Below are 16,922 nucleotides of genomic sequence, written 5' to 3'. Positions count from 1 at the left end.
GACCGCCCCTACATCGCCCACGCCCTGCACGACAGCCAGCACCCGGACCACATCACCCTGGCCAAGCGCGACCACAGCCGCAACGTGCTGCGCACACCCGCCAACAACAAACTGCGCATGGAAGACCTGCGCGGGCAGGAGCACATCAAGCTCAGCACGGAATATGGCGGCAAAAGTCAGCTGAATCTGGGGCATCTGGTGGATGCCAAGAAGCAGAAACGGGGGGAGGGGTTTGAGTTAAGAACCGATGACTGGGGGAGTCTCCGCGCGGGTAAAGGGATCTTTATCAGTGCTGATGGACAGCCCAAAGGCCAAGGTCAAGTGCTTGAGATGAGCACCGCCGTGGGCCGCTTACAACAGGCCGGCGACCAACTGCAAAAACTCTCCGTCGATGCCCAGGCCGCCCACGCGGAACCGGCGGATGTGACCGCACAAATCAAGCTGCTGCGCCAGGACCTGGAGCAGCTCAAGTCGTCCGTCCTGCTGCTGAGCGCACCGCAAGGCATCGCCCTCAGCAGTGGCAATCATCTGCAACTGGCGGCGCAAAATAACCTGATGCTCAACGCCGGTGGCGAGGCCGACCTCAGCGTGGTCAAGCGCCTGTTCATGGGGGTGGGGCAGGGGCTGAGCCTGTTCGTGCGCAAGCTCGGCATCAAGCTGATCGCCAATCAAGGTCCGGTCAGCGTGCAGGCACAAAACGACACGCTCGAATTGATGGCGCGGCACGGTCTGGACATCACCAGCACCGAGGACGAAATCCGCATCACCGCCAAGAAGAAAATCACCCTCAATGCCGGCGGCAGCTACATCACGATGGACCATTGCGGCATCGAGTCGGGCACGGTGGGGGATTACAAGGTCAAGTCGGTGCATTTTGCCTACAGCGGGCCGGCCAACCTGACTGCCGCGCATCCGGACTACCCGAAAAGCCTGTCCAGACAAACGCTGCGATTCAACGTATCGCAAGCGCCGAATGCGAACCGCCAAGTCTGGGCGGGCATGCCCTACACACTCTACGCCGACGGTGCCGAGCTCCAGCGAGGCGTGCTGGACGCTTCGGGGCAGTTGCTGATCGATCATCAGGTGGTAACCCGCAGCTACCGGTTGGTCATGGCCAACGGCGTGACCTACCAGGTCCCGGTGCCTACCGATTACCGCAACGCCGAACAGGCGCAGCTGGCTAACCGCGGCTTGCACAACCATCCCGCGCAAGTTGACGCCGAGATGAGTCAACCCGTATCGCACAGGGATCATCGCGCGCTATACGACGCGGTGCTGGAACGAATCGGTAATCAGGAAGGGAAAAAGCAATGAGGCACACCGAGATCGTCGCCCCCGTCGCACTCCAGCATACCCAAGAAGTAACCTGTACCCCGCCCTGGTACGTGCAGGACACTGAATACCCGCCAGCCTTGGCCACTTATCAACCGTTGATCAACGGTGAAGAAGCCTTTCGAGCCGTTCACGAGGCCATTGATCAGGCCAAGGCCTCCGTCGACATCATCTGCTGGGGCTTTCAGCCGTCGATGTATTTCATTCGCGACCGCGAGACGCCGCGCATCGGCGAGCTACTGAAGACGAAGGCGAAAAAGGGCATCAAGGTTCGGATACTGGGCTGGGAAATGCCGTTCAACAGCGCAGGTTTCGCAGGCGAGGCCAACTTGCCCGGTAAAGGTACCGTGCGCATCAATGATCGGGCCTTGCAGAGTTCCACTCCCGCTCAATACGAATACGACCGACAGTGGTTTGCCGAGTGTGCGGTCTCGGACGATAAAGCGGCGCAGCATGTTGCGCTGCGATTACCGGCGTTTGTCAGTCGCGGTTTCGACTTCAATGAACGAGCGGAAATCGAACATCAAGTACGGCGCGCGCGTCTCGATCCGCAGACCAGTAGCGCTACGCGCTTTACCCTCGCAGCAACAGCGACGCACCATCAAAAAACCGTGTTGGTTGACTTTGAATTGCCGGAGCGCGCCGTCGGATTCGTCATGGGTCACAACATGCTCGATGAGTACTGGGACACCAACGCCCATACGGCGCTGAATCGCTCGGAAGATCGCAAGCCCGCTCCCAACAAAGGCCCCCGCGGCAAGACTCCGCGTCAAGATATTTCCAGCCGCGTCAGCGGGCCGATTCTGGAAGCCTTGCACCACAACTTCGCAAAGGCTTGGCGCAAGGAAACCGGCGAAAACTTGATTGCTTCACGACAGTCCATGCAATGCGGACCGCAGTTGCAATGCACCCCGGACGCTACCCGACAAATCGCGCAGATCGTGCGCACCCAAGCCCAGGAAGGCAAGCGCGACATCGAGCAGCTCTATCTGCAAGCCGTCAATAACGCGACCCAATTCATCTACATAGAGAACCAGTACTTTCGCTGGCCACCTCTGGCCGAGCTGATCAAGGCCGTGGCGGCTGGCCAGACCAGAGCCGGGCGCGATCCTGGCATACATGGCCCCTTGCACGTGTTCGTGATCACCAATGCCAGCGAAGACAGCGTAGGGGCTGGCGCGGTCAATACCCAGCGCATGCTCCAGAGCCTCGGCCGAGGCGAGATCATTCCCGAAGTCACGAAGCTACAGCGCATCGAGCGGGTGAAACAAAACGCGCCGCCCCGGCCAAACCCCGACCTCCGTGATCTTGTGGGGCAGCGCGAACTGGCTGACTGGGAGGACGAACTGAACAGCCAGATTCGCGCGATCAAGGACAGCACGATTCAGCAAGAAGAGCGACCCGGCCTGAAGGTCCACCTGTGCTCGCTGGTCGCCCCCGACTCGCCCGCCGGTAACTGGATGCCGGTGTACATCCACTCCAAGTTGATGATCGTCGACGACGTGTTCACCACCCATGGCTCGGCCAACATCAACACCCGGAGCATGCAGGTTGATAGCGAGCTGAATATTGCCCATGAGTGGGCGAGTGTGACGCAGGCGCTGCGGCAGCGGTTGTGGGATATGCATACGGATGGGAAGGGGGCGCAGGATGATCCGGGGGCGGCGTTCAAGGGCTGGCAGAGAATCATTGATGAAAACAAGCAGCGGAAAAAGGACCGGTGGGTGGGAACTCCTTACGCCCCTCTCGTCGAGTTTTATTACGACAAAGCCACGCTGAAGGACATCGACTGATGCGCCACATTTTCCTGTTATCAATCGTGTTGTTGGCGGCCTGCGACAGCCGCAGCACCTTTAGCTATAAAAAAAAGGACCCTCATGTGAATTCCCTCAACGAAATTAAGGCCAACCTGGCCTTCACCTGCGTACACGAACAATTCCCCACGCCCTCAACTGAGGCCGACGTGCTGTTTCAGTACGCGCGTTGGCTGCAAAAAAACAATCAGCTCAAAGAAGATAAAAGCGTAGATGTGGAGATCGAAAGGCTGTACCGCATTGCCACTGAAAATGGCCATTACAAGGCCAATATCAACCTGCAGAACGGCGCCATGCGCGGACACTTCCAGCTTCGAGGCGACGAGCATCTACGGTTAAGCGAACGACTGATAAGTGAAGGTGTTGCGACTGGCTACTACTTCGTCGGGATCTTCCTGCAACAGGGTTCTGCTGGGCTGAAACAGGACTCGGAAATGGCCCTGCGTTATTTCCGTGCAGCTGCTGATAAGGGGGGAGGGCAAGCTCAGTACTATGTGGGCGACAAGCTTGAGCCGAGCGATGTTGCACCTAACATTGCGCTTCAGATGTATCGCTGCGCTGCTGAACAAGGCAATGGTAAGGCGGCTATTGCCGCAGGAGTTTATCTCAAGAACAAAAAACAGTACCAAGTGGCGTTGGAAACATTCCAACTTGGAGTGGCAGCAGGTGACGAAACCGCAGCTGGATGGCTGGAAGATGCATTTCGAAACCCTCCCCGTTCGGATGAACTAAATTACCTAGGCCAAGAAGAGGACTTGGAACGCGCCGAGCGCTACAAAAAAATCTGGCGAATACTCGCCAACTATTCCTACGCGAATCCCAAAGTCCCCGAAATCAACGACATCCTCCCGCTACCACCGGCCAAGCTGCCCGCCTGGGACGGAAAACTCAAATGGCTGGAAGAACGCCTTGCCAATATCCCACCAGAAAAACCCAGCACCGCACTGATCAACCAACTGGCCAAAGCCATGGTCCTCGACCCCGAGACCGGCAAACCCTTGCCGGGCTCACCCTCGTTCAGCGAGACCAACTTTCTCGGGCCAACCTGCACCAGCGACGAAGCCTGCCCGCAGAGCGGCTACTGGAAGATAGCGTGGTCCGGCCACGGAGGTTTTTATCGATTGGTGGAAAGGAATACGCCCCGCTATTTCTCTCAGGGCGAGATCATGCCTATGGCACTCGTGGGCTTTTATCAGAAGCGCCTTTGGCCGCTATCGGAAAAATACCGGCAACTGCATAAAGATGTGACATGGGGACTGCTCGGATGAAGGGGTGCAGTCTTCTTGCGCTGCTAGTGTTGAGTGCAACGCTAATGGGTTGTGGCGGCACGAAGGACTTTCGTTTGAATCCCCTCAACGAAATCAAGGCCAACCTGGCTTTTACCTGTGTACACGAACAATTTCCTGCGCCCTCAACCGAGGCCGATGTGCTGTTTCAGTACGCCCGCTGGCTACAGAAAAACAATCAGCTCAAAGAAGATAGAAGTGTCGATGTGGAGATCGAAAGGCTGTACCGAATTGCCGCTGAAAACGGCCATTACAAGGCCAACATCAACCTGCAGAACGGTTCCATGCGCGGGCATTTCCAACTACGAGGCGACGAGTATTTGCGTTTGAGTCAGCGACTGATCGACGAGGGTGTAGCCACGGGTTACTACTTCGTGGGCATCTTTCTGCAACAGGGATCGGCCGGACTGAAGCAGGATCCTGAAATGGCCCTGCGTTACTACCGCAAGGCTGCCGACAAGGGCAGCGCACAGGCGCAATACTATGTGGGAGATAAACTCGACCCGATTGATGTTGCTCCGGAAATAGCGCTAAAAATGTATCGCTGTGCCGCCGAGCAAAATAATGGCGAGGCGGCGATTGCATTGGGCATATATCTTCAGGACAAAGGGCAATATCAAGAGGCACTCGATGCCTTTCAACTTGGAATCGCTGCAGGTGATAGCACTTCTGCTTATACGTTAGGAAAAACCTTTCGTAATCCCGCTCCTACCGATGAACTTGATTATCTCGGCCAGTCGGAAGACCTCGAACGCGCCGAGCGCTACAACAAAATAAGCAAAGTGTTAGGTAACTATTCCTACGCCCACCCCAAAGTCCCCGAAATCAACGACATCCTCCCGCTACCACCGGCCAAGCTGCCCGCCTGGGACGGAAAACTCCAATGGTTGGAAGAACGCCTTGCCAATATCCCACCAGAAAAACCCAGCACCGCACTGATCAACCAACTGGCCAAAGCCATGGTTCTCGACCCCGAGACCGGCAAACCCATGCCTGGCTCACCCTCGTTCAGCGAGACCAACTTTCTCGGGCCAACCTGCACCAGCAACGAAGCCTGCCCGCAGAGCGGCTACTGGAAGATAGCGTGGTCCGGCCACGGAGGTTTTTATCGATTGGTGGAAAGGAATACGCCTCGCTATTTCTCTCAGGGCGAGATCATGCCTATGGCACTCGTGGGCTTTTATCAGAAGGGCCTTTGGCCGCTATCGGAAAAATACCGGCAACTGCATAAAGAAGTGACATGGGGACTGCTCGGATGAAGGGGTGCAGTCTTATCGTGCTGCTGGGGTTGAGTGCAACGCTGATGGGTTGTGCAGGGACGAAGGACCCTCATTTGAACCCCCTCACCGAATGAAGGCCAACCTGGCCTTCAGTGCCTCTTGAGCGGATCCCCCGTGTAAAGCCTGCCGAAGGCTCTGGAAATGCTCGGACAATCTTTTGATCTATCATTCCCATTCCACCGACCACCCAACCCCTTCGAACGGAAACGACCCCCATGCCCCTCAACACCCAGCGCGCCGACGCCAGTCACCTCGACCTCATCGCCCCTCTATTCGATGCCTATCGCGGTTTCTACGGCCAACCTCCAAACCTGCCCCAATCCCGCGACTTCATCGCCGAGCGCATCGCCCGGGATGAGTCGGTGATTTTCTTCGTTCAGGACGAGGTGGGCGAGGCGCTGGGATTTGTGCAGTTGTTCCCGACGTTTTCCTCCATCGATGCACACCGCACCTGGCTGCTCGGGGACCTGTTCACAACGCCCAACGCGAGAGGTCGCGGGGTGGGGACGTTGTTGATGAATACGGCGCGATCGTTCGTCGTATTGTCGGGCGGTAAAGGCATGACGCTGGAAACCGCCACAGACAACTTCAGCGCGCAGCGGTTGTACGAGTCGTTGGGCTATGTGCGTGACACCGGTTACTACACCTACTGTCTCGATTTGAAGCAGGGCTGAGGTTCAACGCTGCGGCAGGCCCCAAGGTTCGCGGAACTGCTCGTATTGCGCTTCAGGCATTTGCACCAGCAGCGGCGTTTCGCGAGGGTCCAGCCAGTTGAACAACCGGGAAATATCCGCCTGATCCATGGCCGTGCAGCCCGCCGTCGGGGCGGTGGGGCCGCGCCAGATATGGAAGAAAATGCAGGATCCGGCGCCGGGCGTCGCCGGGGTGTTGTGATCGATGACGATGCCTTTGCGGTACAACACATCCTCATTGCGCATGTGTTCGGAACTGCTCCAGTCCTTTGAAATCACCGAGCCATCGACCAGTTCGTTGTAGCGACTGGATTGGCTGTCATCCACGCATTCGGTGGTCGGCGTGAGGGCGAGGTAGGGCAGTTTTGTCTGCGCAACCGGATCAAAGCCGAATGCCGTTCCGAGCTTGAAGACGCCGGCAGGTGCTTTCCCGTCGCCTTCGCGTTTGACCGGACCTTCGCCGGGTTCAAAGAGTCCCTTGCCCCAGGCCATTCCGGTTTTGCCGAGCACCACCGCAAAGGCGTCGCCGGACTTTTTGAAGGTGCTGCCGTCGCGTTCATAACGCTGGGCGCTGCCCTGGATGTCCTCCCAGTTTTTCGACGTGACCACGATCAACTGCTGGCTGGCGTCGACCACATTGCGGGTCGCCAGGGGCGTGATGGGGAAATCCATGACCTCTTTTTTGGCGACCTCGCCCGCGTAGGTGAAATGCCACCACTCTTTCGAATACCCGCTAAATCCCTCTTTTTCCATCGCACGGGTCAAGCGCTGCCGATTGGCCTTCGCCGTTGCGTTGATCGTCGGGTTGTCAGGGTGCGCGCGCTCGTCGAAGCAATCGAAACCGGTGCCCATATCGACCCCGCCGTCATGCCAGCGCTGCGCGTAAGGCGCCGTGCAATCGACCGGTGCGGCCGCGGGCGTCCATTTGTCGGCAGGCAGGGCCTGCGGTCCGGTCAGGGTCAGGTCCACGGTTGAGCCTTTGGAATGCCCCGACACCCGCGCCACATAGCCCAGGCGCCAGAAATCCTGCTTGTCCACGCGGGGGTAAAACTCGGCCTTGCGCGGATCACCCGGTTCGGTAGCGAACCGGCCCATGTCCGCCACGGCGCGGCTCGGGCGATAGCAATCGAAAATCTTCAAGCCATAACCCTCGGCGCGCAATGCTGTTTGCACCCGGGCGAGCGCCTTGGCCGTGTCCACCGTCAGCAGGCACTCGGCGGCGTCATATCCGGCAAGCGGATGACCGGTGAAGTTGTGCGCGCTGGCGTAGCGGACATCCTGCTCGATGCTGGGGTCGATCGTGCGCAAATAGACCATGTGATCGGGCCGGGTCTCGGCACCGGCCATGCTCGCGAGGGCGAGGCCCAGCAGTAGAAGCGAGGAAAAAAGTGAGGTGTTCGGGCGCATGGTCAGGGTGGCTTCCGGTGGATATGATGGGCCGCTTGGCTCTGTGAGCTTAGCCTTTGCAACGAATTCAAGGAGATATCAATGGACGCATGGACCCTGCACTGGCTGGAAGCTTCGGGAAACCTTGACGAGTTTCGAGCCGAGGTGATCGGCGAATTCGCCGCCGCTTACCAGTCCATCTCCCGGCTGATGCCGCCGCCACGGCTGGATATTCTGATCCAGACGCTGCCTGGCGAAACCATCCCGGAAATGGGCCTTGTCGGGCGAGCCGTGCGCAGCACCCTGTTTTCGATGACCCTAGATCCTGACAACCCGAACTTCCTCGCAAGCCTGCGCAACGGCACGCTGCACCGACAGATCATCCATGAGGTTCATCATTGCCTGCGCATGGCCGGCCCCGGCTACGGCTGGACACTGGGTGAAGCTTTGGTCAGCGAAGGGCTGGCCGGCCAGTTTGTCGGTCATGTGCTCGGTAGCGAGCCAGAGCCTTGGGAAAAGGCCGTCACACCGGCCGAGCTCCTGCAGATACCAATAGAGCCGCAGACCCTCGACTCAACGCATTACAACCACAGTGAATGGTTCTTCGGGTTCGGTGCTCATCCGAGATGGCTGGGCTACACGCTGGGTTATCAGATGGTTGAACAATGGCTGGCATCGACAGGCGACATCGATGTCGCCACCTGGATCAATGTCCCCGCGCGCACCATCATCGATTCAGCCATTGAGGCGCGGGGGAGATCACTGGAAACCTGAGTTTTCAGCAGCAGGCTTGCCGCCATCGCGGGCAAGCCACGCTCCCACAGGATCCAGGCACAGCACAAAATCCTCAGCCAGCCACAATCCCTGTGGGAGTGAGCCTGCTCGCGATGAGGCCAGAACAAACCACCGCATCATCACCTACTGCTGCTGATCCCCAAACACCGGGCGGAAAAAGCTGCGTTCATAACTCAGGATGCACTTTGTCTCTTCGGCGTACTTGAAGGCCGCGATGCACGCCGCGTCCTTCATGGAGTCCTGCCGGTAGCGCTCGTAATCCGCAAGGCTGGGAAAGGTGAACATGGCCATGGCGATGTTGTTGGCGCCCTCGGACGGCAGGAAGTAGCCGTGATGCTGTCCGCCGAATTTCTCCACCAGTGGAATCCACAAGTTTGCGTAGTGTTCGAACGCCTTGATCTGGTAGGGATCAAGCACATACCTCAGATAGCAAGTGACCACGTTTTTTCCTCTTGAATTAGGTGCCCTGACAGGCACTCATTGCCGCAACGGCTGGCTCTGTAAACGTCATCCCTGAAGATGAGTGATCAGGGTGCAATAAATTCACGAATCGCTGCAATGGTCTCCACCGGCGCTTCTTCCATTAACCAGTGACCGGCGCCCGGTATCACCACTTCCGTGACGGTGTCAGCAGCATTGCGCATCACGATCGCTTCGTTGTTGCCGAAGGATTTCTCACCGCCGATGGCCAGTACCGGCATGTTCAGGCGTTTCGCCATGGACGCTTCGTTGTCCACGGCATCCTGGCGAATGCTGCGGAACTGGGCGAAGGCTGCGTGCATGGCGCCGGGGCGGGCGTAGAGTTTGGCGTAGTGCTGGCGGGTTTCTTCGTCGATCTTGCTCGGGTCGCCGGCAAATTCGTTCCAGAACCGGTCCAGGTAAATGCGTTCACGGCCGGCTACCAGGCGCTCGGCGTCCGGTCCACCGAAATCGAAATGCCACAGCATCGGCGAGCGGACAATGTCGTTCCAGGGCGGGATGCCTGGCACGGGCGCATCCATGACCACCAGTCGATCCGTACGCTCTGGATAACGCGAGGCATACGCGAAGGCGACCATGGTGCCGATGTCGTGGCCGACGACGATTGAATGTTCGACTCCCAACGCCGCCAGAACACCACGGATATCGGCAGCCTGGGTCTTTTTGTCGTAGCCGCTGTCGGGGATCGACGACAGCCCCATGCCCCGCAGGTCCGGCACCACGACGGTGTGATCCTTGGCCAGGTCTGCTGCCAATGGCGCCCACATGTCACCGGTGTCTCCAAAGCCATGCAGGAGCACCACGGCCGGTCCCTTGCCGCCGACGCGCACATGCATTTTCACGCCATCGACCGCGATGTCCTGGGTTCGAAAGTTCGCGGGAAACGCCGGCATCGCGGCCTGTACCGGAATGCTCAAAACCAGCAGGGTAAAAGCGCTCAGCAGGACACGGAACATGGCGGTAACTCCGTCAGGGGCGGGAGCCATGAGCTTAGACCGGACGCTGAGAGTCGTGAGGCTGCCATAAGCATTTACCTTGAAAACCTTTTCGCCCCCGCGACACATGCAATCACTGCAACGGTCACGCCCAGCATGCCCAGGCTGACATGTTCATGCAGCAGCGTTGCCGCCAGTGCCAGGCCGAAAAACGGCTGCAAGAGTTGCAGTTGGCCGACCGCTGCGATGCCGCCCTGTGCCAGCCCGCGATACCAGAACACGAAGCCGATCAACATGCTGAACAGCGACACGTACGCCAGGCTGAACCACGCGGGCATGGTCACCCCCGAGAAGGAGGGCGGCGCCAGCCACCAGGCCAGTGGTGCCATCACCGGCAGCGACAGCACCAACGCCCAGCAGATCACTTGCCAGCCCCCGAGCGTTCTGGACAACTTCGCCCCTTCGGCATAACCCAGCCCGCAGGCGAGGATCGCCAGCAGCATCAACAGGTCTCCTAGCGGCGAAGCGGTGAGGCCTTGGGACAGCGCAAAGCCGACCACCAGCAGGCTGCCCAGAATCGAAAACAGCCAGAACACCGGACGCGGACGCTCACCACCGCGCAACACGCCGAACACCGCCGTGGCCAACGGCAGCAGCCCGACAAAGACAATCGAGTGCGCCGACGTTACGTACTGCAACGCCAGCGCCGTCAGCAACGGAAAGCCTAGAACGACGCCCAAGGCCACGATAGCCAAGGGCAACAGTTGCGAGCGGGCAGGGCGCTGCTCCTTGAACACCAGCAACAGGCACACCGCCAGGACGGCGGCGATGCTGGCGCGGGCAACCGTCAGGAAGACCGGGTCAAATTCCAGGACGGCGACCCGCGTGGCAGGCAGCGAGCCGCTGAAGATCAGCACGCCGATAAATCCGTTGAGCCAGCCGCTCGCGGTCTTTTCCAGGGGAAGGTGTTGCAGGTTCGATGCGCGTTCCATTTCGTCAGTCTCACATTTGCAGAACGCCATCCTAAGGACGAGAATAAAGACAATCAAAAAATTGTCATGGATACATCCCGATGCCCCGATCCCGCTACAAATCACTGGTCGATGCGTTCGCTGCCGATATCCGCGCCGGCCGATTGCTGCCAGGCACACGGCTGCCCACCCACCGTGAACTGGCGAGCCGTGAAGGGCTGGCGCTGGTAACGGCCAGCCGCGTCTATGGCGAGCTGGAGGCCATGGGCCTGGTCAGTGGGGAAACGGGGCGGGGCACGTTCGTCAGGGAGACCTCGCTGCCCCCCAACCTGGGCATCGATCAGCAAGACGTGGCCGCCGGGATGATCGACCTCAACTTCAATTATCCCTCGCTGCCGGGCCAGGGTGATTTGTTGCGCAGTGGCCTGCGCCAACTGGCGGCGGGCGGCGATCTGGAGGCCTTGTTGCGCTATCAGCCACACGCGGGGCGCTTGCACGAGCGCGTGTCGGTGGCGCGGCATTTGGGTGCTCGGGGGCTCACAGTCGGGGCCGAGCAGGTGCTGATGGTCAGCGGCGCCCAGCACGGGTTGGCAGTAACGATGATGGCTTTTCTCAAACCCGGCGACGTGATTGCTGCGGACGCCTTGACCTATTCCGGTTTCAAAGTGCTGGCCGAAGCGCTGCACCTTGAAATCGCGCCGATTGCTGCCGCTGAAAGTGGCCCCAATCTCGATGCGCTGGAAAAACTCTGCCGCCGTCGGCGCGTGCGGGCGGTGTACACCATGCCGACGATGCACAACCCCTTGGGCTGGGTAATGAGCGCGGAACAACGCGAACACTTGGTAGCCATCGCGCGCAAGCATGACCTATTGATTATCGAGGACGCTGCCTATGCTTTTCTGGCCGAAAATCCACCGCTGCCCGTGGCGGTGCTGGCGCCGGAGCGAACCGTTTACGTGTCCGGTTTATCCAAGAGCATCGCCACCGGATTGCGCGTGGGTTTCGTCGCCGCGCCGATCGAAAAAGTCGCCGCCATCGAACGAACGATCCGGTCGACCACCTGGAACACACCGGGTGTGATGACAGCCATTGCCTGCGCCTGGCTCGACGACGGCACCGTCATGCAGCTGGAGGAGGAAAAGCGCCGGGATGCCCAGGCCAGGCAGATCGTCGCGGCACGAGCGCTGGACGGTTTGCGTTGCGTCACCCATCCGTCGTCGTATTTCCTGTGGCTGCCGCTGTCGGAGGACGCCAGGGCGGATCAGATCACCAAGGCGTTGATGAAAGAAAATATCGCCGTTTCAACCGCCGAACCCTTCGCCACTTCGGTGCACGTACCCCACGCGATTCGTCTGGCGCTCGGATCGGTCGATATCGATACGCTCAAGGCTGCATTGGCGAGGGTGAAATGGATGGTGGAGGCGTATTCCTGATCACGGGCGTGCGTCGAAGCTGCCGAACCCACCACTGTCCCCTGTAGCAGCTGCCGAGCCTGCGAGGCTGCGTTCGGCTGCGCAGCAGTCGCAATCCGGGAGATACGGTTTACCTGAAAGAATGCGGACCCAGGATTTACGACTGCTTCGCAGCCGAACGCAGCCTCGCAGGCTCGGCAGCTGCTACAGGTTTTGCGGTTGCTGCAGATGCGCAAGATCAGGCAACCGGAGCACTGCGAAACCGCAGAATCCGCGCACCGTCATAAGGATCAATCAGATAGTGCGCCTGCACCCCAAACGTGTCCTGCAGGCGTTGCGGAGTCAGCACTTCAAACGGATGACCCAACGCCACCAGCCGGCCTCGCTCCAGCACCGCCAGGCGATCACAGCCGAGTGCCTGATTGAGATCGTGAAGGGCGATCACCGTCGTCACCGGCAGGGCATGCACCACTTGCAAAATCGCCAGCTGGTGCTGGATGTCCAGATGATTGGCGGGTTCGTCCAGCAACAGAATCTGCGGGCGCTGGGCCAGGGCACGGGCGATGTGCACGCGCTGCCGCTCACCCCCCGACAGGCTGCGCCAGGTACGGGTTTTCAAGTGCGTGGCATCGACATCATGCAGCGCTTGCTGGACGATCGCGTCGTCCTCGCGCGACCACGGACGCAACGCCGACAGCCAGGGCGTTCTTCCCAGTGAAACGGCATCGAGCACACTGATCGAATCATCGGTATCCGCCTGCTGCTCAACCACAGCAAGCATCTGCGCGACCGTGCGGCGCGACAAGTCCTTGAGGCGCTGTTCACCCAGCCGGACCTCGCCCCGAGTGGGCACCCGCACACCCGCGAGCAGCTTGAGCAGGGTGGATTTGCCCGAGCCGTTCGGCCCGACGACACCCAGGGTTTCTCCGCGCCGAATGTCCAGTTGGATGTCGTGCAGCAGCTGCGCATCACGGACATCGAAGCCCAGCCCCGTACAGCTCAATACAGACTCACCGGCACTCATCGCGCATTCCTCCGACCGACCAGGATCAGCGCGAACACCGGCGCACCCACCAGCGCGGTAATCACCCCGACCGGGATGACCTGGCCCTTGATCAACGTCCTCGACAGCACGTCAGCGGCAATCAGGAACAGCGCACCTCCGAGCGCGCTGTAAGGCAGCAAGCGCGCATGTCGAGTCCCCAGCAGCAGGCGCACGGCATGGGGAATCACCAGCCCGACGAACCCGATGGAGCCGACAATCGACACCATCACCGCCGTCACCAGCGCCGCGCACCCCACCAGCAAAAACTGCACCCGGCGTACCGCAATGCCGAGCGACGCAGCGGAGTCGACACCAAACGTGAAGGCGTCCAGCGCTCGCCGGTGCCACAGGCACACCGCGAGACCGAGCAACGCCACGGGCACCGACAACCATACCGATGGCCAGCGCACGCCACTCAGATTGCCCAGCAGCCAGAACATGATGCCGCGCGCCTGTTCGGAACTGGCCGACTTGGTGATCAGAAACGCCGTGAGCGCATTGAACAACTGCGAGCCGGCGATTCCCGCCAGAATGATCTGCCCGGTGCCACTGGACGATCCGCTGACACGCGCCAGCAGAATCACCAGGCCAAAGGCCGCGACGGCGCCGGCGAACGCGCCGGCGGACAACGAAACCGCGCCAGCCCCCACACCCAGCAACGCCACCAGCACGGCACCTGTGGACGCGCCGGCGGAGATGCCGAGCAGGTAAGGATCAGCCAACGGATTGCGCAACAACGACTGCAGGATCACCCCGCAAGTCGCCAGCCCGGCGCCACAGGCAGCGGCCACCAGGGCGCGGGTCAGGCGGTAGTTCCAGACGATGCCTTCGTCGATGGGATCAAGCACATGCCCGGCCGCCCACAGCTTGTTGGCCAACACCTGGAACACCACGCCCGGCTCGATCGGCGTTTCACCAATAGCCACGCCAGCGATCACTGCCAGCAGCAGTGTCACGAACGCCAGCAGCGTGCGAATCAACGTCCTGGTCATTGCGGCAGGTCGTAGCCATTGATGGCGGTCGCCAGTGTTTCAAGGCCGTCGAACATTCTGACGCTGGCCTGCATCGCCATGGCGTCGAGGATAATGATCCGGTTGTTTTTCACCGCGTCCATGTTGCGCGTCACCGGGTCACTGCGCAGGAATTGCAGTTTCTTTTCATGATCGTCAGCAGGGAATCGTCGGCGGTCCATACGTGCAATCACCAGGAACGTCGGGTTGGCCTTGGCGATGGTTTCCCAGCCCACAGTCGGCCATTCCTCGTTGGACTCAACGACGTTGCGCACGCCCAAGGTGTTGAGCATGAAATCCGGGATGCCCTTGTGGCCGGCGACGTACGGGTCGATGTCGAGGCTGGCGCTGGAGAACCAGAACAGCGCGCTGGTGTGCTTCAGGTCCTTGTTCTGCACCGTGGCCATCGACTTCGCCAGGCTGGCCTTGAGTTCGGCGTTCAACTGCTCGCCGCGGCCCTGAGCGTCAAAGATCTGCGCCAATTGGCTGATGCTTTTGTAGATGCTGTCGATGCGAAACGCCTCCAGCCGCGTGCCATCGGCGCCGACCAGGTTGTCTTTGGCTTCGCAATCGGAGGGCATCAGGTAGGTCGCAATACTCAGCTCATGAAACTGCTCGCGAGTGCCCACTGCGCCTTGCGGACCGACCATCCATTCCAGCTCCACCGCCACCAATTCAGGACGTTTGCCGATCACCGCTTCGAAACTTGGTTCGTTGTCGGCCAGGCGTTCGATCTTGTCGTTCTCGGCTTTGTACGTGGCCAGGACATCGTTGAACCACAGCGATGTGCCGACCAGCTTGTCGCTCAAACCCATGGCATAGAGCATTTCAGTGCCGGCCTGGCCAATGGTCACGGCCCGGACAGGCGCGTGCTGGAACGTCAGCGTGCTGCCGCAGTTTTCGACGGTGAGGGGGTACTGAGTCGGGGTCGCCTGGGCGAGGGCACAAAAACCCAGGCCCGAGAGGAGGGTGGCGAAGCGGGTCAGCAGCATGGGGCGATCTCCATTTGAACCGTACAGGGGAGCCGAGGTATACGGTCTGGAAACACATCATCGAACGCTGCTGCAAAGGCAGTGCAAGGCCGATCACCGAAGTGACGCACGCGGCAAGGATGTCCTTCCCGGACACCCCGCCGGTTAGTGATTTGCTTGGCCGGCAGGTCTCCTGACTGATGCGTCATCGCCTGGCCCCGGCCTTCCCGGGGGTGATCCCAGTGGCGTTCGTGGAGCAGGCTCAGCATCTACAGTTGCGGGGGCAGTTCCGTTTGATGCTGTGTGAGCATCACGGATTCCCTATTAATCCCATGTGGAAACCGGCGGCGGCATGGTAGTCGATCAGACCGTCCGAGGGGAACCTGTCTAACCCCGATGCACCCAGATCCACTGTAGGAGCAAAGCGTGCTCGCGATGGCGTCCTGACAACCAAGCCACATCCCCCAGATGCTCCCGGATTAACTGTAGGAGTGAGCCTGCTCGCGATGGCGACCTGTCAGGCAGCAAGTTTCTCCCATATGTACACCGATCAAACTGTGTGTGGCCTGCCCGGCGATGGCGCCCTCATAGCCGGTCGATATTTGCTGATGTACCCGATCAAACTGTGGGAGCTGGCTTGCCAGCGATGGCGGCCTTATCGGCGGTGAGATTCTTGCGGGTGTACATATCCATTTCTGCGGTTACGGCGGCTATTGGTTTCGCCCTTACGGCGAGTCACTTGGAAGAGCCCCAAGTAACCAAGGGCTCTTGCCCCTTTCGTGCGGTGCCTCGCTAAGGCTCGGAATACCCTCGCTCCGGTCCTGCTCCGTGGGCCCGCCGCCATCGGCCATCCATGGCCGGGGGCGGCTAACCCGGCATCCTTGCCGGGTTGCCCACTGCGCAGAACCTGCGCTCGGCCTTACGAGGGGGCAAGAAGATCAAAAGCAAATCAAAAGCAGATCAAGTGCAGATCAAGTGCAGATCAAGTGCAGATCAGAAGCCGACCGAACTGCGTTTTTTCCAGGTATTGGGTGCGTTCGCCGTAGGCCTCAATCACTCACCTTGATCGCCTCAACATCCCCCAAAGCGCTGTAATGCTTACGCAGCTTGCGCAGTTCCCGACTGCCCATTTTGTCCAATGACAACGTCGCGTTCTGTGCCTCCTGAGTGGCTCGAATCAACTCGTCGATTTTCAGATGCAAGATATCGTTGTCGCGGTTTTGGGTGTTCTGGATGAGGAAGACCATCAGGAACGTGATGATCGTAGTGGAGGTGTTGATGATCAGTTGCCACGTGTCGTTGTAGTGGAAATAGGGACCTGTGAGCGCCCATACGATGATCAGGACAATGGCGGTGAGGAAGGTTTTTGAGCTGCCGGCTCGATTGGAGAGTGCCTGGCAGAATTGTGCGAATTTCATGAATGCCTACTCTTGCGATGGTCAGTGATAGACCGCAGTGATTCTTTGAAATTCTTTTTACTTCTCCTTTGTCCGTGAGCGTTTTCCTCCCGTGT

At 59.7% G+C, this 16,922-nt stretch carries 15 protein-coding genes and 1 riboswitch; of the genes, 7 read left to right on the top strand and 8 right to left on the bottom strand.

All coding sequences use genetic code 11. The features are described 5' to 3' along the window. The 5 genes from GBC55_RS24985 to GBC55_RS24965 form a co-directional block, all read left to right on the top strand. Positions 1 to 1,314 (top strand): type VI secretion system Vgr family protein (locus tag GBC55_RS24985; protein WP_247266997.1); only part of this gene is annotated, 1,314 nt, incomplete at its 5' end. Continuing rightward, on the top strand, positions 1,311 to 3,125 hold the full coding sequence (locus GBC55_RS24980; RefSeq protein ID WP_162438514.1) for a phospholipase D-like domain-containing protein: 1,815 nt from the start codon (positions 1,311 to 1,313) through the stop codon (positions 3,123 to 3,125). The genes GBC55_RS24985 and GBC55_RS24980, both read left to right, overlap by 4 nt. Continuing rightward, positions 3,125 to 4,414: a sel1 repeat family protein gene (locus GBC55_RS24975; RefSeq protein WP_162438513.1), complete on the top strand. Its 1,290-nt coding sequence runs from the start codon at positions 3,125 to 3,127 to the stop codon at positions 4,412 to 4,414. The genes GBC55_RS24980 and GBC55_RS24975 overlap by 1 nt, the downstream gene beginning before the upstream one ends. A 74-nt stretch (positions 4,415 to 4,488) precedes the next feature. Beyond that, the gene (locus tag GBC55_RS24970) at positions 4,489 to 5,691 is read left to right on the top strand and encodes a sel1 repeat family protein (RefSeq protein ID WP_247266996.1); all 1,203 of its coding nucleotides are present in this window, start codon (positions 4,489 to 4,491) and stop codon (positions 5,689 to 5,691) included. Between the two features lie 236 nt (positions 5,692 to 5,927). Beyond that, positions 5,928 to 6,386 carry a GNAT family N-acetyltransferase gene (locus tag GBC55_RS24965; RefSeq protein ID WP_162438511.1) on the top strand — a complete coding sequence of 153 codons (459 nt, stop codon included), beginning with the start codon at positions 5,928 to 5,930 and terminating at the stop codon, positions 6,384 to 6,386. 3 nt (positions 6,387 to 6,389) lie between these two features. Here GBC55_RS24965 and GBC55_RS24960 read toward each other — a convergent pair whose 3' ends face one another. Next, positions 6,390 to 7,811 carry a M15 family metallopeptidase gene (locus tag GBC55_RS24960; protein WP_162438510.1) on the bottom strand — a complete coding sequence of 474 codons (1,422 nt, stop codon included), beginning with the start codon at positions 7,809 to 7,811 and terminating at the stop codon, positions 6,390 to 6,392. Between the two features lie 81 nt (positions 7,812 to 7,892). Between GBC55_RS24960 and GBC55_RS24955 the strand changes: the two genes are divergently transcribed. Continuing rightward, complete coding sequence (locus GBC55_RS24955) at positions 7,893 to 8,564, top strand: DUF2268 domain-containing putative Zn-dependent protease (RefSeq protein WP_162438509.1); 672 nt, start codon at positions 7,893 to 7,895, stop codon at positions 8,562 to 8,564. Between the two features lie 144 nt (positions 8,565 to 8,708). Here the strand turns inward: GBC55_RS24955 and GBC55_RS24950 are convergent, their stop codons facing one another. From GBC55_RS24950 to GBC55_RS24940, 3 genes are all read right to left on the bottom strand, one after another. Next, complete coding sequence (locus tag GBC55_RS24950) at positions 8,709 to 9,026, bottom strand: NIPSNAP family protein (protein WP_162438508.1); 318 nt, start codon at positions 9,024 to 9,026, stop codon at positions 8,709 to 8,711. An 86-nt stretch (positions 9,027 to 9,112) separates the two neighbouring features. Next, positions 9,113 to 10,021, bottom strand: a complete 909-nt coding sequence (locus GBC55_RS24945) for an alpha/beta hydrolase (RefSeq protein WP_162438507.1) — start codon at positions 10,019 to 10,021, stop codon at positions 9,113 to 9,115. A gap of 74 nt (positions 10,022 to 10,095) precedes the next feature. Then, on the bottom strand, positions 10,096 to 10,992 hold the full coding sequence (locus tag GBC55_RS24940) for a DMT family transporter (RefSeq protein ID WP_162438506.1): 897 nt from the start codon (positions 10,990 to 10,992) through the stop codon (positions 10,096 to 10,098). A gap of 80 nt (positions 10,993 to 11,072) precedes the next feature. Between GBC55_RS24940 and GBC55_RS24935 the strand changes: the two genes are divergently transcribed. Next, positions 11,073 to 12,404, top strand: a complete 1,332-nt coding sequence (locus tag GBC55_RS24935) for a PLP-dependent aminotransferase family protein (RefSeq protein ID WP_162438505.1) — start codon at positions 11,073 to 11,075, stop codon at positions 12,402 to 12,404. 217 nt (positions 12,405 to 12,621) lie between these two features. Here the strand turns inward: GBC55_RS24935 and GBC55_RS24930 are convergent, their stop codons facing one another. From GBC55_RS24930 to GBC55_RS24915, 4 genes are all read right to left on the bottom strand, one after another. Next, a complete protein-coding gene (locus tag GBC55_RS24930) occupies positions 12,622 to 13,407 on the bottom strand; it encodes an ABC transporter ATP-binding protein (protein ID WP_162438504.1) in 786 nt (261 codons plus the stop codon). Beyond that, positions 13,404 to 14,420, bottom strand: coding sequence for an iron ABC transporter permease (locus tag GBC55_RS24925; protein WP_247266995.1), 1,017 nt, complete (start codon positions 14,418 to 14,420; stop codon positions 13,404 to 13,406). Before GBC55_RS24925 ends, GBC55_RS24930 begins: the two co-directional genes overlap by 4 nt. Beyond that, positions 14,417 to 15,430: an ABC transporter substrate-binding protein gene (locus GBC55_RS24920; RefSeq protein ID WP_162440611.1), complete on the bottom strand. Its 1,014-nt coding sequence runs from the start codon at positions 15,428 to 15,430 to the stop codon at positions 14,417 to 14,419. Before GBC55_RS24920 ends, GBC55_RS24925 begins: the two co-directional genes overlap by 4 nt. Before the next feature lie 144 nt (positions 15,431 to 15,574). Continuing rightward, a riboswitch (cobalamin riboswitch) is annotated at positions 15,575 to 15,770 on the bottom strand. A 688-nt stretch (positions 15,771 to 16,458) separates the two neighbouring features. Further along, complete coding sequence (locus tag GBC55_RS24915; protein WP_162440612.1) at positions 16,459 to 16,827, bottom strand: low affinity iron permease family protein; 369 nt, start codon at positions 16,825 to 16,827, stop codon at positions 16,459 to 16,461. Between the last annotated feature and the right edge of the window lie 95 nt (positions 16,828 to 16,922).

The organism is Pseudomonas sp. TNT3 (assembly GCF_010095445.2).
Lineage (GTDB): Bacteria > Pseudomonadota > Gammaproteobacteria > Pseudomonadales > Pseudomonadaceae > Aquipseudomonas.
The sequence above is the reverse complement of the archived record's forward strand: the minus strand, read 5'-3'. Positions and strand labels throughout refer to the sequence as shown.